Annotated in this window: 14 protein-coding genes and 6 tRNA genes; 16 read left to right on the top strand and 4 right to left on the bottom strand. The window is 49.0% G+C overall.

Features of this window, described 5'->3' with window-relative positions; translation table 11 throughout:
* The first annotated feature begins 11 nt into the window (after positions 1-11).
* The 10 genes from MJ595_RS19065 to MJ595_RS19020 all read left to right on the top strand — a co-directional run bounded on the left by MJ595_RS19065 (position 12) and on the right by MJ595_RS19020 (position 9,042).
* On the top strand, positions 12-191 hold the full coding sequence (locus MJ595_RS19065) for a hypothetical protein (protein ID WP_263079657.1): 180 nt from the start codon (positions 12-14) through the stop codon (positions 189-191).
* 102 nt (positions 192-293) lie between these two features.
* Entirely contained in the window at positions 294-935 is a 642-nt protein-coding gene (locus MJ595_RS19060; RefSeq protein WP_263079656.1) for a hypothetical protein, read from the top strand.
* Between the two features lie 35 nt (positions 936-970).
* Positions 971-1,471 (top strand): CinA family protein, encoded by a 501-nt coding sequence (locus MJ595_RS19055; protein WP_263079654.1) that lies wholly within the window; start codon positions 971-973, stop codon positions 1,469-1,471.
* 81 nt (positions 1,472-1,552) lie between these two features.
* Entirely contained in the window at positions 1,553-2,602 is a 1,050-nt protein-coding gene (gene recA, locus MJ595_RS19050; RefSeq protein ID WP_263079652.1) for a recombinase RecA, read from the top strand.
* A gap of 68 nt (positions 2,603-2,670) precedes the next feature.
* Entirely contained in the window at positions 2,671-3,558 is an 888-nt protein-coding gene (locus tag MJ595_RS19045; protein ID WP_263079651.1) for an NAD(P)-dependent oxidoreductase, read from the top strand.
* Between the two features lie 40 nt (positions 3,559-3,598).
* Positions 3,599-6,226, top strand: a complete 2,628-nt coding sequence (alaS, locus tag MJ595_RS19040) for an alanine--tRNA ligase (protein WP_263079650.1) — start codon at positions 3,599-3,601, stop codon at positions 6,224-6,226.
* A 221-nt stretch (positions 6,227-6,447) separates the two neighbouring features.
* Positions 6,448-7,689 (top strand): aspartate kinase, encoded by a 1,242-nt coding sequence (locus MJ595_RS19035; protein ID WP_263079649.1) that lies wholly within the window; start codon positions 6,448-6,450, stop codon positions 7,687-7,689.
* A 464-nt stretch (positions 7,690-8,153) separates the two neighbouring features.
* A complete protein-coding gene (csrA, locus tag MJ595_RS19030; RefSeq protein WP_263079648.1) occupies positions 8,154-8,357 on the top strand; it encodes a carbon storage regulator CsrA in 204 nt (67 codons plus the stop codon).
* Between the two features lie 496 nt (positions 8,358-8,853).
* A tRNA-Ser gene (locus MJ595_RS19025) sits at positions 8,854-8,946 on the top strand.
* Positions 8,947-8,965: 19 nt separating this feature from the next.
* Positions 8,966-9,042 (top strand) — tRNA-Arg (locus tag MJ595_RS19020).
* Between the two features lie 248 nt (positions 9,043-9,290).
* Here the strand turns inward: MJ595_RS19020 and MJ595_RS19015 are convergent.
* Entirely contained in the window at positions 9,291-10,196 is a 906-nt protein-coding gene (locus MJ595_RS19015) for a hypothetical protein (RefSeq protein ID WP_263079647.1), read from the bottom strand.
* Positions 10,197-10,431: 235 nt separating this feature from the next.
* On the opposite strand from MJ595_RS19015, the gene MJ595_RS19010 reads away from it, so the two are divergent.
* The 5 genes from MJ595_RS19010 (at position 10,432) to MJ595_RS18990 (ending at position 15,107) form a co-directional block, all read left to right on the top strand.
* Positions 10,432-14,574, top strand: a complete 4,143-nt coding sequence (locus MJ595_RS19010; RefSeq protein ID WP_263079646.1) for an autotransporter outer membrane beta-barrel domain-containing protein — start codon at positions 10,432-10,434, stop codon at positions 14,572-14,574.
* 141 nt (positions 14,575-14,715) lie between these two features.
* Positions 14,716-14,792: transfer RNA gene (locus tag MJ595_RS19005), tRNA-Arg, on the top strand.
* Between the two features lie 13 nt (positions 14,793-14,805).
* Positions 14,806-14,882 (top strand) — tRNA-Arg (locus MJ595_RS19000).
* 36 nt (positions 14,883-14,918) lie between these two features.
* A tRNA-Ser gene (locus MJ595_RS18995) sits at positions 14,919-15,011 on the top strand.
* A gap of 19 nt (positions 15,012-15,030) precedes the next feature.
* Positions 15,031-15,107 (top strand) — tRNA-Arg (locus MJ595_RS18990).
* Positions 15,108-15,156: 49 nt separating this feature from the next.
* Here the strand turns inward: MJ595_RS18990 and MJ595_RS18985 are convergent.
* The 3 genes from MJ595_RS18985 to ubiG form a co-directional block, all read right to left on the bottom strand.
* On the bottom strand, positions 15,157-15,900 hold the full coding sequence (locus tag MJ595_RS18985) for a YciK family oxidoreductase (RefSeq protein WP_263079645.1): 744 nt from the start codon (positions 15,898-15,900) through the stop codon (positions 15,157-15,159).
* 91 nt (positions 15,901-15,991) lie between these two features.
* Positions 15,992-16,699 (bottom strand): HAD-IA family hydrolase, encoded by a 708-nt coding sequence (locus MJ595_RS18980; RefSeq protein ID WP_263079644.1) that lies wholly within the window; start codon positions 16,697-16,699, stop codon positions 15,992-15,994.
* Between the two features lie 20 nt (positions 16,700-16,719).
* Positions 16,720-17,445, bottom strand: a complete 726-nt coding sequence (ubiG, locus tag MJ595_RS18975; RefSeq protein WP_263079643.1) for a bifunctional 2-polyprenyl-6-hydroxyphenol methylase/3-demethylubiquinol 3-O-methyltransferase UbiG — start codon at positions 17,443-17,445, stop codon at positions 16,720-16,722.
* Between the two features lie 333 nt (positions 17,446-17,778).
* On the opposite strand from ubiG, the gene gyrA reads away from it, so the two are divergent.
* Positions 17,779-20,337 carry a DNA gyrase subunit A gene (gene gyrA, locus MJ595_RS18970; RefSeq protein ID WP_263079642.1) on the top strand — a complete coding sequence of 853 codons (2,559 nt, stop codon included), beginning with the start codon at positions 17,779-17,781 and terminating at the stop codon, positions 20,335-20,337.
* The last annotated feature ends 100 nt before the right edge of the window (positions 20,338-20,437 follow it).

Genomic DNA, 20,437 nt, shown 5'->3' with positions numbered 1-20,437 from the left:
GTGATTAGGCTATGAAGCTATTGGGAATTTTATTATTACTGGCGATTGCATTAATAGTGGTTATCCATGTCACTGAACGGTATGCAAAACCCATGAGTCGCGCCCGTCAGGCAAAATTATCCGGCATTATTACCGTGCTTGTTTTTTTATTGATCATTGTCCAGATTGTTCAGGGGCTGTTGAGCGTATGATAAGCCTTCAACAGCCAAATCAGCTATATTTTGCACTGGCAGTGTCCTGGCCAGTCCATAGGTGGTATAAAAGCGATAAAATGAACAGAATAATAAAACCCTATGAAAGATGCGCTCAAAGACTCCCTTGTCTTTTCATATAACCATCGGTGGTCTATTGCTACTTTATTGATGCCCTATCTGGTAGCCATGTTGATAATCAGTTTAACCGTTCGTTATTTTGCTGGCAGTTTTCCATCACTGCTTTGGCTGGAGTTTCTGCTGATTGCCTTGCTTCAGCCTGTCTATCTGGGTCGCCTGATTAAATATATTAATAAAGCCGTTAATCATACGGAAGGTGATCTATTTATCTCGATCCAGGAGTGGTGGCGCCTGTTTCTGGTTTATATCCTGTATAGTCTGGCCGTATTATTTGGGCTGGTATTGCTGATTTTACCCGGGATTTGTTTTGCCATTCGGCTGGGCTTCTCAGAATTCTATACCATCCTGGACGGCAAGAGTCCCCTTGATAGTATTGAGCGTAGCTGGGAAAGCACCAGATCCTGTTTTTGGCCCTTGGTGGGTGGTGGATTGCTTCTGGGGACGGTCTCTCTGGCGCTGGATAGGCTGATGGCAAATGCTGCTGGCTGGGTGACAACCAGTGAGCTGCTTGCCGGAACGTTATCGCAGGTTGTTTCAGTGGTTTTTATGGTGCTGATGACGGTGTTTTTTTTCCGGATTTTTGATGGTATCAATGATTCATAACACGCTACAGTCCATGTTTTGTAGCAGGTAAATCTATGGGTATTACATTGGATGCATTGGTGGCTCAGGTTGCTAATCAGCTGCTTGAAAAGAACTTAATGCTGGCCACGGCAGAATCTTGTACGGGAGGCTGGGTGAGTGAAGTGCTGACTGCTATGCCGGGAAGTTCACGGTGGTTTGAGGGAGGGGTTGTCTCTTACTCCAATGCCGTTAAGCATCGGTTATTGGGCGTCCCCCGGTCTGTGCTTGAGAAAAGGGGTGCAGTGAGTGAAGCGGTGGCCAAGGCTATGGCAGCGGGTGCGGTTAACTGTCTTGGCAGTGATATTGCCCTGGCTATTACAGGTATTGCCGGCCCTGGCGGCGGTAGTGAAACAAAGCCCGTAGGTTTGGTTTGGATCGGTTGGGCACTGCCATCTGGCGTGGTGGCTAAGCAGTTTCTGTTTGAGGGAGATCGGCAGGCTGTTCGTGAGCAGTCAGTGGTTATGGCTTTGCAGGAACTGGTGGCGCTGCTTGAAAATCTGGGGGATGGTGAATAAATTGTGGAAACTGGACAAATATACAGTATATGTTTAAATGGCATTTTACAGTTTTGAATAGGTAGAGGCGGGTTTTTAACAATGGATGAGAATAGAAAAAAAGCACTACAGGCGGCGTTGGGTCAGATTGAGCGCCAGTTCGGCAAAGGCGCTGTAATGCGTATGGGTGACCAGAAGCTGGAAGCCATTCCTGCGATTTCCACCGGCTCACTGCAACTGGATATTGCACTGGGTATTGGTGGTTTACCCAAGGGCCGGATTGTTGAGATTTATGGGCCGGAGTCATCCGGTAAGACCACCCTGACCCTCAGTGTGATTGCCGAGGCCCAGAAACAGGGAGCCACCTGTGCTTTTGTAGACGCCGAACATGCATTGGATCCTGAGTATGCCAGAAAGCTGGGTGCCAATGTGGATGACCTTTACGTATCCCAGCCGGATACCGGCGAACAGGCGCTGGAAATTACCGATATGCTGGTGCGTTCCGGTGCTGTTGATGTGGTGGTGGTTGACTCTGTAGCTGCCCTGGTGCCCAAGGCCGAGATCGAAGGTGATATGGGCGATGCCCATGTTGGCTTGCAGGCACGGCTGATGTCCCAGGCACTGCGTAAAATTACCGGTTCTATCAAGCATGCCAACTGTCTGGTTATCTTTATTAACCAGATTCGAATGAAGATCGGTGTGATGTTCGGGAATCCTGAAACCACCACCGGAGGTAATGCCCTGAAGTTTTACTCGTCTGTACGTCTGGATATTCGTCGTACCGGAGCGGTAAAAAGCGGGGATGAAGTAGTGGGTAACGAGACCCGGGTCAAGGTGGTAAAAAACAAGGTCTCCCCGCCATTCCGTCAGGCAGAGTTCCAGATTCTGTATGGTAAGGGCATCTATCGTATGGGCGAAGTGCTGGATCTGGGCGTTAAACTGAAGCTGGTGGATAAGTCCGGTGCCTGGTATGCCTATAAAGGCAGTAAGATTGGTCAGGGTAAGGCCAATGCCTGCCAGTACCTGGAAGACAACCAGGAAATTGCCGCTGAAATTGAAGGATTGATTCGTAATGAGCTGTTAGGGGTTTCCACTGCGGAAGAGGCCGAAGAAACCAAAGGTAAAAAAAGCAAGGATGAGCTGCCTGCTTAATCATTCAATGGCTGATTGATAAGGACATGGGAGGCGGTGGTCTCCTGTGTCTATGTTGAAAAATCAGGATGTATAAGATGTTAAAAGTTGCTTTTATTGGCTTGGGCGTCATGGGCTATCCCATGGCAGGATTTCTGGCCAGGGCAGGTCATCATGTAACCGTATATAACAGAACGCTGTCAAAAGCCGAGCGGTGGGTTTCTGAAAATGAGGGGGTATTGGCTGAAACACCAAAACAGGCTGCAGAAGGAGCAGACGTTGTTTTCTGCTGTGTCGGCAATGATGAGGATTTACGACAGGTGACTGTGGGTTCAGCAGGTGCCTTTTATGGCATGAAGGCCGGGAGTGTCTTTGTTGACCATACCACCACCTCGGCAGAAGTGGCAAGGGCGCTGTATAAAGAGGCAAAGGATAAAAGCTTTAGTTTTATTGATGCACCGGTATCCGGAGGGCAGGCCGGGGCAGAAAATGGCCAGTTGACCATTATGTGCGGTGGTGACCAGCCGGTATTTGAGACAGTGTTTCCGGTAATGGAGTGTTATGCCCGAAGCATTCGGCTTATGGGTGAGGTGGGTAGTGGTCAGCTGACTAAAATGGTTAATCAGATCTGTATTGCTGGTGTGGTACAGGGGCTGGCTGAAGGACTGCATTTTGCTAAAAAGGCAGGGCTTGATGGTGCCGCGGTGGTTGATGTGATCTCCAAGGGAGCGGCCCAGTCATGGCAAATGGAAAATCGCTACCAAACCATGCTGGAGGGTCACTATGATCATGGCTTTGCTGTGGACTGGATGCGCAAAGACCTGGCCATTTGCCTGGATGAGGCAGAGCGCACCGGGACTTCACTGCCGTTGACGGCACTGGTGGATCAATTTTATAAGGATGTCCAGAATATGAAAGGGGGACGTTGGGATACTTCCAGTTTGCTGGCTCGTCTGGAAGCCATTGCTGCTATATAATGCCGCTTTGCTTTAGATATCCCCAGTGGGAAAAAATTGTATGAAGAGTTCTGAGATACGCTCTGCCTTTCTTGAGTTTTTCAGGGAAAGGGGGCATCAGGTAGTAACCAGTAGTTCACTAGTACCTGCCGACGACCCAACCTTGTTGTTTACCAATGCCGGAATGAACCAGTTCAAGGATACTTTCCTTGGCCGGGAAAAGCGTGACTATTCCAGAGCCACAACATCCCAGAAGTGTGTGCGGGCGGGTGGTAAGCACAATGACCTGGAAAATGTCGGTTATACAGCTCGCCACCATACGTTTTTTGAAATGCTGGGTAATTTCAGCTTTGGTGATTATTTCAAGCGTGAGGCCATTGGCTTTGCCTGGGATTTCCTGACCAAAAAGCTGGGACTGCCGGAAGAGAAACTCTGGATTACAGTGTATAAGGATGACCAGGAAGCGGAAGATATCTGGCTGAAAGAAATGAAAGTGGATGCCAGCCGTTTTTCCCGCCTGGGTGAAAAGGATAACTTCTGGTCCATGGGTGATACCGGTCCTTGTGGCCCTTGCAGTGAGATTTTCTTTGACCACGGTGAAAATATTGCAGGGGATCCCCCCGGTGGCCCAAACGATGATGGTGACCGCTATATAGAAATCTGGAATATGGTGTTCATGCAGTTTAACCGGACGGCCGATGGTGAAATGCATCCATTACCCAGACCTTCCATTGATACCGGTATGGGGTTGGAGCGTATCGCAGCGGTGATGCAGGGCGTTCATAGTAATTATGAGATCGACCTGTTCCAGGAGCTTTTGGGTGATGCGTCGCAGCTGGTGGGCGGTGTGGATACCACAGAAGCATCCCTGCGCGTGATTGCCGACCATATTCGCTCCTGCACCTTCCTGGTGGCTGATGGCGTGATGCCATCTAATGATGGCCGGGGGTATACACTGCGTCGTATTATTCGCAGGGCTTGCCGTCATGGTCATAAACTGGGAGCAGAAGGGGCGTTCTTTCACAAACTGGTGGCTTCTCTGGTCCGGATTATGGGCGACGCCTATCCGGAACTGAAAAACAAGCAGGCGCTTATTGAGCGGGCCTTGCTTCAGGAGGAAGAACAGTTTGCCAAGACCCTGGGCAAAGGCATGCGCCTGCTGGAAGAAAGTCTTGCCAGCCTGAAGGGTAATGTGATTCCCGGTGACACCGTCTTTACCTTATACGACACTTATGGTTTTCCCGTTGACTTGACTGAAGATATTGCCCGCGAGCGCAATATGATCGTGGATAAAGCCGGGTTTGACACGGCGCTTGAAGCCCAGCGCCAGCGTGCCCGTGCTGCCAGTAAGTTTGGCGTGGATTATAACGACCAGCTGAACTTTGATGGTAAAACGGAATTTACCGGCTATGAACAGGTTTCCGGTGAGGCAGTGATTACCGGTCTGTTTGCTGAACAGAAAGAAAAGAAAGAGGGTTCCTGGCAGGCGGTGCAACAGGTATCCAGTCAGGATGCCAGTGTCATTGCCATTGTTGATCGTACGCCTTTCTATGCGGAATCCGGAGGCCAGGTGGGTGATACCGGTACTGTTACCTGGAATACCGGTTCAGCGCAGGTACGGGATACACAAAAGCAGGGGGATGTGTTTGTTCATAAGCTCGGGGGGATTACGGCAAGCCTTCAGGTAGGTGACACGGTTCAGCTGGAAGTGGCGGTAGACCAGCGAGGTGATACCTCTTTGAATCACTCTGCTACCCATCTTTTACATGCGGCCCTGAGACGTGTTCTGGGGGATCATGTCACCCAAAAAGGATCTCTGGTGAATCCGGAGCGCCTGCGTTTTGACTTCTCCCACTTTGAAGCGGTTAAGCCGGAAGAGCTGCGTGAAATTGAGCGAATCGTTAACGGGCAGATTCGGGCCAATACTCCCGTTGAAACTGAGCTGATGGATATGGAAACCGCCAAGGCCAAGGGGGCCATGGCGTTGTTTGGCGAAAAATACGCCGATGAGGTCAGGGTGCTTTCCATGGGTGTGGACGGTTTCTCTGTGGAATTGTGTGGTGGTATCCATGCCAGTCGAACAGGTGATATCGGTGCTTTCCGCGTTGTCAGTGAATCCGGTATTGCAGCCGGGGTTCGTCGTATTGAGGCGGTTACCGGCAAGGGAGCTGATCACTGGGTTCAGGGGCGTCTTAAGGAGCTGCAGCAGGCCAGTGGCAGTCTGAAGGTTAAGCCAGAAGAGCTACCGACAAAAATCAGTCAGTTAGTGGCAGATATTAAGGAAAGGGAGAAGGAGATTGCCCGGCTCAAACAGAAGCTGGCCAGCAGTGGCAGTGCTGACTTGATGTCCCGGGTAGCGGATATTAAAGGAGTGAAACTATTGGCAACTGCCCTGGAAGGGGTTGATCCAAAATCTCTCAGGGATATGGTGGATCAACTTAAAAACAAGCTGGGGTCTGGTGTTGTTCTGCTGGCTGCTCCGGGCAATGGCAAGGTGCCGTTGGCTGCGGGCGTGACAGCGGATTTGACCGGTAAGGTAAAGGCCGGTGATTTGCTGAAGATGGTTGCCGCCCAGGTAGGTGGCAAAGGTGGCGGCCGTCCGGACTTTGCCCAGGGTGGAGGTTCTCAGCCCGAGCACCTGTCTTCTGCCCTGAAATCTGTTCCGGCATGGCTGGAAGAGCGGGTATAGGCCTTTAAACTGCGCCCGGTTAGAAAATCGTAGTTTGATGGATCAGGTGAAGTTGCGTTTTGGAAACAGCTTCGCTGGATTAAGCAAGCTATAACTATCCGGGCTGGTATTCGCTGAAAAAACGGGTTGATGGCCCGTTTTTTTACAGGTTAGGTCATTTTCTGGGCCTGATGTTCATGGTACAGTCCAAATCCGGCTTAAAGACATAGAACGATATAAAAATGGCGCTGTTAGTACAAAAATTTGGTGGCACCTCGGTGGGTGACCTGGAACGTATCCAGCGCGTCGCCGAAAAAGTAAAGGGATTCAGGGAGCAAGGACATGATATTGTGGTGGTGGTTTCCGCTATGGGTGGTGAAACCAACAGGCTGGTTGATCTGGCCACAACCATACAGCCCCATCCAACGCCCAGGGAAATGGATGTTATTCTTTCTACCGGAGAGCAGGTAACCATCGCTTTATTAAGCATGGCCCTCAACAAAATAGGCTGTCCGGCACGTTCTTATACCGGATCCCAGGTGGCTATCACCACCGATAGTGCTTTCAATAAGGCTCGAATCAAACATATCGATACCCGGAATATTCGCCAGGATCTTGATAAAGGGCGAGTTGTGGTGGTGGCCGGCTTTCAGGGAAAAGATGCGGAAGGTAATATCACGACGCTGGGACGTGGTGGCTCTGATACCACTGCGGTGGCGCTTGCGGCAGCATTGAGTGCTGACGAATGCCAGATTTACACTGATGTTGATGGTGTCTATACCACTGACCCCCGGGTGGTTGAAGGGGCCCGTCGGCTGGATAAGGTGACCTTTGAGGAAATGCTGGAAATGGCCAGTCAGGGATCTAAGGTGCTACAGATCCGCGCAGTGGAGTTTGCAGGAAAATATAATGTTAATTTGAGGGTTCTTCATACCTTTCAGGAGGGACCGGGAACCCTGATTACCCTTGAGGAGGACTATGCCATGGAATCACCCGTTGTTTCGGGCATTGCTTTTAACCGGGATGAAGCGAAACTGACTATCAAGGGTGTACCACATATTCCCGGAGTCGCTTCCCGTATCCTGGGTCCGGTAAGCCGGGCTAATATAGAAGTGGATATGATAGTCCAGAATGTGGGTGAGGATCAGACTACCGATTTTACCTTTACCGTCCATCGCAATGATTATGACCGGGCTATGGAGGTGGTGGGTGCAATAGCTGAAGAACTCGGTGCTCGCCGCTATGATGGCAATAGCAGGATTGCCAAGGTTTCCATTGTTGGTGTCGGCATGAGATCCCATGCCGGTGTGGCTACCCGGATGTTTGAGGCACTGGCGGCAGAAGGCATTAATATAGAAATTATTTCTACCTCGGAAATCAAGGTGTCTGTGGTTATTGCCGAGAAGTACCTGGAGCTGGCTGTCAGGGCGCTTCACTCAACGTTTGAGCTGGATCAGGAACCTGTTGAGACAAAAGATGTCTAATTTTATCAAGAGCTGAGGCAATTGTGAGGCTGGGGGTGTTACGTTCATCCCTGCCTGCTAACAGGATTGGCTATTGCTTGGCGCTTGCTGCGCTATTGTGTGTTTTTTCTGTATTAATTTTATAATTGCTTGATTTTTAAAGGTTTTAATTAAAGTGTCCGTCAAGTACAAATACGCATGGTAATGTTGACTTTGCTCGCTAGACTTCTTGTGTAGAAAAAGATTCTTAAGCATGAACTGGTGAGGTGGCATATACTGCTTTGCCTGAGCTGAGTATAAGGCAGTATTGAGGCAGTAAGCTATGCTGTCTGCTCTTCTGTATTAAAACAGGCTAAGAAGCCGTGACTTTAAGGCTTCAAAGGCTTTCCTGATACAAAGAGATCTCAGGCACGCAAATGTATCAATGCTGCTGTGCTCAGGATTGACGGTTGTTGACTTACAGAGATGTAAATAAGGAGATTGTAATGCTGATTCTGACTCGTCGTGTAGGAGAAACCCTGATGATTGGGGACGAGGTCACTGTCACTGTTCTGGGCGTGAAGGGTAACCAGGTGCGCATAGGTGTTAATGCACCAAAGGAAGTGGCTGTACATCGGGAAGAGATTTACCAACGTATTCAAAAGGAAAAAGAGCACGGTGATACCTCGATTATTTCTGAGAACTATTAGAAGTAACAGGTGCGGCTTGATTATAAAAAAATCAGTATTTCTAGCTGATTGTTGATATAGATTCTCTTTCTGAATGCCTGGTTTGTTAACTGGGTTTTTTTATGCCTGTTAGTGGTGCAGGGCGCTACTAATACCAGTTACCCATTCTGGCTACGTATTGTATCGGTAACCTGAACCCCGGCCCTTCGTTGGAGCTCCTCGCCATGCCTGTATCCAGTTGTATGAAGTTTTATCGGGGGGAGGTATACGTCAGTTTATCTCTTTCTGGCGGAGCTAAACCAAAACTCGTTTGAAAACCTGATATTCCTGATGTGTTTATTAAGCGAAGCGATTACTAAAGCGCGCTCATAACAGCGCTATCAAATTGCGGTTTTCTAACGGGCGCGGCTTAGCCCGGATATTTCATAAATAGGCTCTTAGCCTCGCTCGTTTATAAAATATCCGGACAAAAAAACTTGCAATCAAAATTTAGCAAGGTACTATAGCTCTCGTTCCCGGTGAGGTGGCCGAGAGGCTGAAGGCGCTCCCCTGCTAAGGGAGTATACGGTTTGTAGCCGTATCGAGGGTTCGAATCCCTCCCTCACCGCCATTCAAGATGATTATGTAACGCGCTCGTAGCTCAGCTGGATAGAGTACCTGGCTACGAACCAGGCGGTCGGAGGTTCGAATCCTCCCGAGCGCGCCATATAAAAAAACCCGCTTCATTTGAGGCGGGTTTTTTTTATTTAAGTACCTAGCCTGATGAAATCCTATATTTCTGGCTGATTGATTAGGTGTGATGCAAGGCGCAACGGCGGGCGCATAGTTGGCCTATGTAACCAGAGTTGCAGCGAAGCAGCACATCTGAGCAAGTAGTCAGAAATATAGGGTTTCATCAGGCTGGGTACTTAAGCTGCAATCGGTGTTTATAAATCGATACTGCTTTTTATTTCCTTATTTCTCGCTTTGACGCTGTTGGCAGGCTGGAAGTAACTCCAGTAGCTTGGGCCATTTGTCTATCCAGCCGCTATTATGACTGGCACCATTAACCAGAGTGCTGTTAATGCATGTTTGATTTTTGAAGTGGGATCGGTAGTGTGACAGAATGGATGGTTTGATGATGTTGTCCCTGGTGCCGATAAAATGCCACTGTGGTATAAATTGCAGCTTACTTGATTCTAGTGAGGGATTTAATGCTGTGGGCATTTTGCTTACCTGGTGAAGCTTGTTGGTGTATTCTGGGTCCAGGTTGCCGGCAACTGTTCTTACGGAGGAAATATCGTTTCTTCTTGATGCTAGTAGCAGAGCTATAGTGGCTCCGCCAGAAAACCCAACCAATTCTATCTTTTTATAATGTTTTTCCATCTTGATTTGATCCAGTATTTCGTTAATAGCCTGAATTGACTGTTCATCATATCGGGCAAAAGTCCATAGCAGGGGGGTGCAGTAACTGTTTTTATTGAACTGGCATGGTCGCCCAATATAGGCAACATCATTTTTTTTGTCTTTTAGGATCAGAGCGTGTACAAGTCGGTTTGTTGGGGTTGGGTCGGGAGATATTTTGTTTCTTTTAACCCATGCGCGACCATCTCCTTCTATATAGAGTCTTAGGGTGTCAGATTTTGAACCTGCTTTGGGGATCCAGGCAGTAATGGGAAGTTGTGTCGAGCTTAGAAAGTTTGTTTTTATATGAGACTGGTTGAGTTGTTGGGTATAGGGATCTATTGATTGGCATCCGCCCAAGAATATGATGAGTATATAAGAAATTGCTATGGTTTTATATCTTAATTGAATGAGCCTTTTATGTTTCTTCTTATTAGATTGCCTAGGTTTATATAAATTAAAAATCATTTTTATCATTTTTTATAAGTGGATTGAAAATAAAATCAAATAATCATAGTTTTTTAAAAATGGATTTCCATATTCTAATATATAATTTTTTTAGAAAAAAATTTTTATTTTAATTAGTAATCGGTATTTAAGTTATTTTTCTTGTCTCTGTAGTATACCCACCTCTGAGGCTGTAGGCCTCCCCGTGTTTATTTCTAATGATACAAGCAATGGCAAAGGGTTCTGAATAATAGAGGTTGGAGTAATGAAACGAGTTCAGGTGGTTAAAAGTTTTAAGAAAAAACTGCTATGTGTCGCTGTTGCTGCAGCACTGGGTGGTTCTGTGGTGGAGTCATATGCAGTGATTCCTGGCGACTTTGCTGATATGGCGAGGTACAGCTTGCCGACGGGTAAGCCTACGGCTGACGTGTGGGTTAAGCTAAACCATGCGATAAGGAACGCCGTGCATTTTGAAGAGTTTGACCGGGAGTATCTTAAGCGCATTGATCAATTGACCGTTGATGATACGCAAAAGGATCAAATGCGATCTCAGCTTAAAGAAATGCGTGATCAGGTTGAGCATGTTAAGGCGCAGATGCAGACTTTTGCCTTGATTGGCGTGGAATTTGAAAAGTTGGATTTATCTGCTGATGCTGGTAAAAAGGCCAGGCAGGCCGCGCTTGTTGCAAAGCTGGAACTGCCGCCGCAGCCTATGTCGTTGGATGATGATGTCTACATTGAGGAGGTGGTTGGTCAGCTTATTACCAAGCTGTCTGATGAGGAGATGAAGGAGTTTTTCTCACTTTTCCCTGACAGTAGTGATGCTATAAAGACGGATATACCGGATTTGGTGAAGGTTGCGAATGAAACTTTCGCTGAACTAAAGGGTTTAAAGAATAAGTATCCTGATGTGTGGTCATCTATGTTTGATTCAGGGAGGCGGGGGCGATCCACGTTTTTTGCGGCTCCATTACCCGGTCAAGATCAATCAATTAGGATGCTTGATACTGCAGCCAAAGAGCTAAAACCGGGAACCGATAGTGTAGCTGCCGTTGATATGTCGAAAATAGACCTTTCAAAGACTCCAAAGCAGGGGCTATCCAGTCTGGTAACTGTTAAGAAGGTTCAAGGGAAGGATGATGTGTTGGCTAAGGGCATTACGCTGTCTAATTTTACCGGAAGTAAGAGTGATATAGAAAAGCTTCAAGAATTACAAAATTATGCGGTTGATAGTCAGAATAATAATAGCGAGGCACTGGCTGTAAATACCGCCAGTAGCACCATAGGGTTTGGTGGTAGCCGGCTTGAATTCTCAAATAGCTCAAATAACAAGGAATCTTCTTCCGTGACAGAGGGCAAAAAAGTGCCTCAACGTCTTGGGCTGATTTACCCGTTGGGTATGGTGACGTTAAAAGATGATGGAACAGACATCAAGGATATGCATTTGCTTCCGGCTACTGATGGTCATGTTGTTGTCAAGGATAAAAGTGATATCACCGCTGGTATGTTGATGGGTACAACAGTAACCGTCTCGGAGGGTTCGGTGCTGCGCGCTAATGAGGCGACTGTTGCCGGAACCTTTTCTTTTGACGGTACTGTGACAGGCTTTGATGAGGACGCTGTTGATTTAGAGAAGGAACAAAGAAAGACAAAATCAGATGAATGGAATGCCCGCTACAATGAGCCTGTGATCCTCGGTTTTATGGAAAGTGAGGATACCCAAGGCTCTACTCAAGACTCTACTGTTGGTAATTGGCTGTATGTGGATAGTCAGGGTAAGCCGGTAATAGAGGAGGGAGGGAAGTTCTATCAGGCAAAGTTGGGGGATGATGGTAAATACTTTTTAAGAGAAAAGGCTAAGAAGAAGGATAAAGATGGCGTTGAACAGGATGTGTTGATTGAAGTAAAAGATCCGGTTCGTATACAGCGGGTCATTCGTATCGGTGATAAGGCTGATGTGCGTGTGGCTTTGGATAATAGCGTTAAAGACAAACTGGTTGTTGATGGTAAGTTGGTGGTACACCAGGATAAAGCGGACAGAAAAGATACTGGCCGGTTTGTAGAAATTACCCTGAATAAAACCGGTGAATTTATTACGCAGGTGGATCTGTCTTCTGGAGGAGGGTTGGAATCTGCAACATATACTGGCCATAAGGTGATTCTGGATAGTAAGAAGGACTTTAAGGCCGTTAGTGCTGATGGCAAGAAGGAAGGGTTTGTTAATATTGACCTTGTGAAAAATATAGCGGTAGATGCTTCCGGCAAGTCGATTGACAATCCCAAGGTGGTTAAAAGTCTTGCTGAAAATGGATTTGATAGTGAGCTTCGTATAGGTGTAGACCAGACAGCTTTCGTGGATGTTAATGGCTTGCTTCCTTCCGAGGCTGATAATAGTGGTTCGCTGGTTGTCGTTGAGGGTACGCTCATAGGTGTTGTTAGAGACTTTAAAGAATTAAAGGTTGCTAAAGGTGCTCGCCTTCTGGGTGATATTGGAGACGGGAATGATGCTCCTACTGATTTGCAGCCAAGGGTGATTTTTAAGGGAGGTACCTATGAGGGTGGAACTCTTGATGTTGATGCCCAGCTGGATAGTGGCGCGGTATTGACTCTGAAGCCTGCTACGTGGCCTGAAAAACTGGCTGATGCTGCCTATTACAACACCGCTTCGGCAGATAAAGGCAAGGCAGTTCCTTTTATTTTGACTAAAACGCTGGATGGTAGTGAAGGAACCTTGGTACTTGTCCAGCCAGGGGGTGGTATTGCCGGTGATACTGCTGATAATAAGAAGGCGGTGCTTACAGTTGATCACAGCGGCGATAGTAAGGGGATGTTGAAGCTTGGTTCCCGCTTAGTGCTTGCTATAGCTGATACTGAAAGGCCTTTCATTTCCCTGAGGGGTGACGATCTGGGTAAGATGGTTGAAGGTGTTGGCGATGTAAACATAGTGGCTGATGTGGGCATTGATAAGCAAAAGCTTGCTGATGCCAAGAAAGATAAGAAGCAAAAGGGGGTGAGTCTGACAGCTGTCCAGGCGGCCTTATTGAAGCCGAACAAGGACGGTAAATATGCGGAGCAGAAATTCCTGTTTGCAGAAAGTATGGATGCTGATTTCTCTGATGGTGATGATGCTGCTAGTATTGAAGGCCATTCTGTACTGTTTGATACCACAATATCCAGGGGGGATAAGGTGGATGATAAGAAGTACAGCGTAAGGCAGCTGGCAGGTACCATTAAGCGTACTGACAATGTAAACGCTAACCTGGTAAAAAATGGAGCGACCCCACTGGGGGCTGGCATACTGGCTGCTCACCTGAAGAATGTAGGCCATAACATCAGTGGCAACATGTTGCCCTTGAAGGATGCTAATGTCCTGAATGCGGTGCAAACTGCCGCGGATGAAGGTAAGTTGAAAAAGCTGGGTAGTGAATTGACACCTCATGTGGCCGCCAGTGGCGCGCTTCCCAAGGTGAGTCGTAACTTGTTGGCAGGGGTTCACAGGTCTGTTGATCAGCACCGCCATGGTCAAAATGATATGGTGGCTACGGGTGATACCTTTGAGTCCCAGGGTTTCTGGGGTCAGTATATTCATAATGACGGTAGTCAGAACAACAAGGACGATATCAGTGGATTCTCCTCTAAGGTGGATGGCATTACGCTGGGGCTTGATGCCGAAGTCAATGAACAGCTGACGGTTGGTTTTGCTTTCACTTATGCCAAGAGTGACATTAAAACCAAGGATGATGTGTCCCAGTCAACCAAAGGTGATCACTACATGGGAACCTTTTATGCCGGCTGGAATGATGGTCCCTGGTTTATGGATGGAATGTTGAGCTATGCTGCGGGCAAAAATGATTACAAGTCTGCGGTTACTGAGGATAATGCAGGATCGAGTGTGGCCAGATCCTATAAGGGAAAGGGTGATACCAGTACCTGGGGCGTAACTTTCGGCGGAGGTTATAACCTGCCCATGAGTGATGAGTGGACGTTACAACCCAAGGCTGAATTTAACTTCTATAACGTCAAGGTGGATGATTACAAGCTGGAAAATTCGGGCGGTGCCTTTGAGCAGCAGATTAAAACGGAAGATGTGCAGATTACCGAGCTGGGTGCGGGTGTCCGTGTTATGGGTGATATAGCCATGGAGCAGGGTAATCTGAAGCCTGAATTTCGGTTAATGGGGTACTATGACTTCAATAATAAAAAGTATGAGGGAGAAGTGAAGTCTTTGAGCCTTGGTGGTGTTGGTAAATTTGTCGGCATGAAGCGAGAGCAGGGGCGTGCTCTTGCGGGGCTGGGCGTAGTTTATGCCATGGATGAGAATTTATCCCTGGGCTTAAACTATGACTATAACTTTAGTGGAGGATTTAAAGATCACTCCATCATGGCGAAAGTGAGCTATAGCTTTTAACCACCAGTGTCTTTTATAGACCTGAGCTTGTTATCCCCCGCTTTATAGCGGGGTTTTTTTATGGCTGCTTTATAGCTGGTTGCGGTAAACCGCATTTGACTCCAGGGTGGGATATCTCTATAGTTCGCATCCGTCGACAGGGCGCTCGTAGCTCAGCTGGATAGAGTACCTGGCTACGAACCAGGCGGTCGGAGGTTCGAATCCTCCCGAGCGCGCCATTTATCGACGAGTGCATCCGTAGCTCAGCTGGATAGAGTACCTGGCTACGAACCAGGCGGTCGGAGGTTCGAATCCTCCCGGATGCGCCATTTCAAGCAATGACAGAGCTGTCTGTTGATGCTTCTGGTGAGGTGGCCGAGAGGCTGAAGGCGCTCCCCTGCTAAGGGAGTATACGGTTTGTAGCCGTATCGAGGGTTCGAATCCCTCCCTCACCGCCATTTAAGGTAGTTATGTAACGCGCTCGTAGCTCAGCTGGATAGAGTACCTGGCTACGAACCAGGCGGTCGGAGGTTCGAATCCTCCCGAGCGCGCCATATGAAAAAACCCGCTTCATTTGAAGCGGGTTTTTTTGTGTTTCCTGTTCTATTGCTGGGCATGAAAAGCCTGTCCGCTGCTCCCCTGGCTGTCAGGACCCATAAGGTAGAGATACAACGGCATGATATCTTCAGGGGTAGGGCGTGATAAGGGGTCTTCTCCAGGGAAGGCCTTTGCCCGCATAGGGGTTCTGGTTCCTCCAGGGTTCAGGCTATTGCACCGGACAGAGCTAATGCCGTCCTCTTCATCGGCCAGGGTTTGCATCAATCCTTCGGTGGCAAACTTGGAGACACTGTAGGCTCCCCAGTGGGCCCGGCCTTGATGGCCAACTCCGGATGAGGTAAAGATGATGGACGCATCTGTGGATTTTCGAAGCAGGGGCAGGAGTGCGCGGGTCATTAGAAACGGGGCGTTCAGATTCACCTGCATAACTTTGTTCCAGGTGTCTGTATCGTATTGGCTGAGAGGTTTGAGTTCGCCCAGTAAGCCTGCATTATGCAGTAAACCATCCAGATGGCCAAATTCTTCGCTAATGGCTTCTGCCAGATGGGTGTAGTCCTGTTCTGTGGCACCTTCCAGGTCCATTGGGAACAGGGCGGCCTGTGGCCATTGATTTTCTTCAATGGTGTCATAAACCGCTTCAAGTTTAGTTGTGGTGCGTCCCAGCAAAATCACGGTGGCTCCATGCTTTGCGTAAGAAAGGGCGGCGGCGCGACCAATACCACTGCCGGCACCTGTAACCAGAATGTTTCTGTTAGCCAGTAGGTTGGAAGAAGCATGGTATTCAAACATAGGTGTACTCTGGATAGTTAGTATTTGACGCCAAAGCCTGCTCAGGGTTTGTATACGGTGTGGTTGGGAGCAGGCTATTGGTCTTCGGGTATCAGGCCGCCGGGATTTTCCAATGATTGCGAATTAGCCATTGATGGATATCGCTGGCGGTGGGGGCCTGGTAGTCCGCTCGCCAGTATTCCGGGTTGTCATCGTCAGCAATATAACCGTACAGGGCTGCAATGGTGGTCATGCCCGCCTGTTTGCCAGCATCAATATCCCGCTTGTGGTCGCCAATATAGACGCAGCGTTCCGGAAGGCAGCTGGCCTGCTGGCAGGCAAGGAGGAGCGCTTGGGGATCGGGCTTTGGTTGTTTGACATGCTCTGGGCAAACAGTGGATTTCGACCGGTTATCCAGTTTGGCTTGCCGTAGAAGGGGGGTGGTAAAAGCCAGGGGTTTATTGGTGACAATACCCCAGGGGATTTGTCGTTGTTCCAGGTCTTGTAATAGGCTGGAAATACCGGGGTAAAGAGTGGCTGGAGAGGGGCGTTGGCTGTTATTGACATGGTTTTCATAGTGAGCCAGCAGTTGCTGCCTGCAGGTCTCTATGTCGGGGTGGTCGGGGGCTATTCCCAATGCCAGGCTGGTCAGTGTTTTTGAGCCGGCGGAAACATTTTTTCTGATAATATCTGCCGCTAACAGGGGAAGGTTATGCTCGAGCTGGAGTTGATTGACGGCAGAAATAAAATCACTGGCGGTATCCATCAGGGTGCCATCCAGATCAAAAAATACGCCTTCAATGGCTTGGTTTTTACTCATAATTCCTGTGTTCCGGTGCGTTAAAGTGACTCTTCCAGACTGCCATAGATAAGGTAATTAACACTGGTGTCATTTTTATTAAGCCGGTAGACCTGTGTCAGGGGGTTGTAGGTCATGCCGGTCATATCATTTACAGTCAGGTTCGAGTGTCTCATCCATTCACACAGCTCGTGAGGTTTGATGAATTTGCTGTGTTCATGGGTACCCTTGGGTAATAGCTTTAAGATGTACTCTGCCCCAACGATGGCAAAAAGCCATGATTTGGGTGTCCTGTTTAATGTGGCAAAAAAGATTTTCCCTCCTGGTTTTAATAACTTGCGGCAGGCGGTGACAATAGAGGCAGGGTCGGGAACGTGCTCCAGCATTTCCAGGCAGGTAATGACGTCAAATGTCCCCGGAATTTCTTCAGCCAGCTCTTCAACGGGGATTCTCCGATAGTCCACCTCAACCCCTGATTCCATGCTGTGCAGGCGAGCCACTGACAGAGGGGCCGCTCCCATATCTATGCCTGTCACTGTTGCCCCGCGCAGGGCCATGGACTCGCTCAGGATGCCACCGCCACAACCTACATCCAGAACCTTTTTACCAGCCAGGCTAACCCGTTCATCAATATAGTTGAGGCGAAGCGGGTTAATTTGATGAAGGGGCTTGAACTCGCTTTCAGGGTCCCACCACCGACTGGCCAGTTGCTCAAATTTGGCCACCTCTTCCGGGTCGACATTCTGTGCTGATCGCATTTCGGTCATGTTTGTTAACCATTCTTGGTATTTAAGGCTGCTTCTGAATTATACCCCTGCAGGACGGGCTTCGCAGCAGCCGGGTAAATGGGCATTTAAATTGCGCTTCTTTCGTGCGGGTGACTCGCCGGAAGCACTTGGATTATGGTATTCTAGGCTTTTGAATATCAATGCTGCTGGCTAACTGGAAATGATGGCCGGGGATAGTCTGTGCAGGCAGACTATGGGTCGCTTTATTTGATAGAAAAGCTGCCTCGTGGCAAGTAGCTCCTGGCCCTGAGGATCTGGAAAGGATGCTGTCTCTTATCCGGTGGGCGCAAGCAAAAGGACGACTGGTTTTCCATGACTGATATCGCCAAAGAGATTTTACCGGTAAATATTGAAGATGAGCTTAAGCAGTCCTATCTGGACTATGCCATGAGCGTCATCGTTGGGCGTGCCCTGCCTGATGTGCGGGACGGCCTGAAACCTGTTCACCGGCGGGTGTTGTTCGCCATGAGCGAGCTGGGTAACGACTGGAACAAGCCTTACAAGAAGTCTGCCCGTATTGTCGGGGACGTCATCGGTAAATATCACCCCCATGGTGACTCTGCCGTTTATGACACAATTGTCCGGATGGCCCAGCCTTTCTCCCTGCGTTATATGCTGGTGGACGGGCAGGGTAACTTTGGCTCCATTGACGGCGATTCTGCTGCGGCCATGCGTTATACCGAAATTCGCATGGACAAGATTTCCCATCAGCTATTGGCTGACCTGGATAAAGAGACCGTTGACTATGTGCCAAACTACGACGGCACGGAGCAAATCCCGGAGGTATTACCTACCCGCGTTCCCAATCTGCTGGTCAATGGCTCCGCTGGTATTGCCGTAGGTATGGCAACCAATATTCCGCCCCATAACCTGCGGGAAGTGATTGGCGGATGTCTGGCCCTGCTGGACAACGACTCCCTCACCATCGATGACCTGATGGAGTATATTCCGGGCCCGGACTTTCCTACTGCGGCCATTATTAATGGCCGGGCTGGCATTCTTCAGGCCTACCGTACCGGGCGGGGCCGTATTTATATCCGCGCCCGGGCGGATATAGAGGTTGACGAGAAACGTAATAAAAGCACCATAATTGTTACTGAGCTGCCCTATCAGATTAATAAAGCCCGGCTTATAGAAAAAATTGCCGAGCTGGTTAAGGAGCGCAAAATTGAAGGCATCTCCGAGCTGAGAGATGAGTCAGATAAAGATGGCATGCGGATGGTCATTGAGCTACGCCGTGGTGAAAATGCGGAAGTGGTGCTGAATAATCTGTATGCGCAGACCCAGCTGGAGTCTGTGTTTGGCATCAATATCGTGGCATTGGTGGACGGTCAGCCCAAGCTGCTGAACCTGAAGCAACTGCTTGAGGCCTTTATTCGTCACCGCCGCGAGGTGGTGACTCGCCGAACCGTTTTTGAATTGCGGAAAGCCCGTGAACGGGGCCATATTCTTGAGGGACTCGCGGTTGCCCTGTCCAATATTGATCCGGTGATCCAGCTTATCAAGGATTCTCCTTCTTCCGCTGAGGCAAAGGAAAAGCTGATTAGCCAGGCCTGGAACCCCGGTCATGTGATGGCCATGGCGGAGCGGGCGGGGGCGGATGCCTGTCGCCCTGATGAGCTGCCTGTTGAATATGGTTTGCGGGAAGGCAGTTACTACCTGTCGCCAGCCCAGGCTCAGGCGATCCTGGAAATGCGTTTGCACCGGCTCACCGGCCTTGAACACGAAAAACTGCTCACTGAATACCGTGAGCTGCTGGAACGTATTGCTGAACTGGCCCTGATTCTGGCGGACCCGGAAAAGCTTCGTCAGGTGATCCGCGAAGAGCTGGAAGCGGTTCGTGATGAGTTTGGTGATGACCGTCGTACTGAAATCACCAGCTCCCGCCGTGACCTGACCGTTGAAGACCTGATTGATGAAGAGGACATGGTGGTTACCCTGTCCCATGGTGGTTATGCCAAAACCACGCCACTGGATACCTATCAGGCCCAGCGCCGGGGCGGACGCGGAAAGTCCGCAGCATCGGTGAAGGAAGAGGATTATGTGGAGCACATGCTGGTGGCTAACACCCATACCCAGTTATTGTGCTTTTCCAGTAAGGGTAAGGTTTACTGGCTGAAGGTTTACCAGATTCCCCAGGCTGGCAGAACATCCAGGGGGCGCCCTCTGGTCAATATCCTGCCATTGGAGCAGGAGGAACGTATTACTGCCGTACTGCCGGTGGACGATTACGCCGAAGGGCATTATGTCTTTATGGCCACTATGCAGGGTACAGTGAAAAAGACGCCGCTGGAACAGTTCTCCCGTCCTCGTACCAGTGGCTTGATTGCTTTGGCCCTGGAAGAGGGGGATACCCTTGTGGGCGCTGAAATCACCACTGGTGATGCCCAGGTCATGCTGCTCTCTAATGCGGGTAAGGCCATTCGCTTTGAAGAGACCGATGTTCGCGCCATGGGGCGGACAGCCCGGGGCGTCAGGGGTATCAGGTTACAGGATAATCAGCGGGTTATCTCCCTGATTATTCCGAAGGATAATGCCCAGATTCTGACCGCCAGTGAAAAAGGCTATGGCAAGCGAACCCCGGTGGAAGACTTCCGTATTACCGGGCGTGGTGGGCAAGGCGTTATCTCTATGCAGTGCACTGAACGTAATGGTGAAATTGTCGGTGCCGTCCAGGTAACAGAGGCTGAGGAGATTATGCTGATTTCTGATCAGGGTACGCTGGTCAGAACCCGGGTAGGGGAAGTGTCTTCCCAGGGACGGAATACCCAGGGTGTAACCCTGATTAAGGTAGGTAATGATGAAAAACTGGTGGGTGTTGCCCGGGTGGAAGAGCCTGATGAGGATTTGACGGGAGACACTGAAGAGTAATTAACCGGTTTGCTCTTCATTATAAATAGTAAAAAAGCCGATCTTTATTGATCGGCGTTTTTTGATGGGTTCAGGCTTATTGTATTCATTGATTTTATAC

Origin of the sequence: Endozoicomonas sp. Mp262 (assembly GCF_025643335.1) — a bacterium.
GTDB lineage: Bacteria > Pseudomonadota > Gammaproteobacteria > Pseudomonadales > Endozoicomonadaceae > Endonucleibacter.
This window is presented reverse-complemented; position numbering and strand designations above follow the sequence as displayed.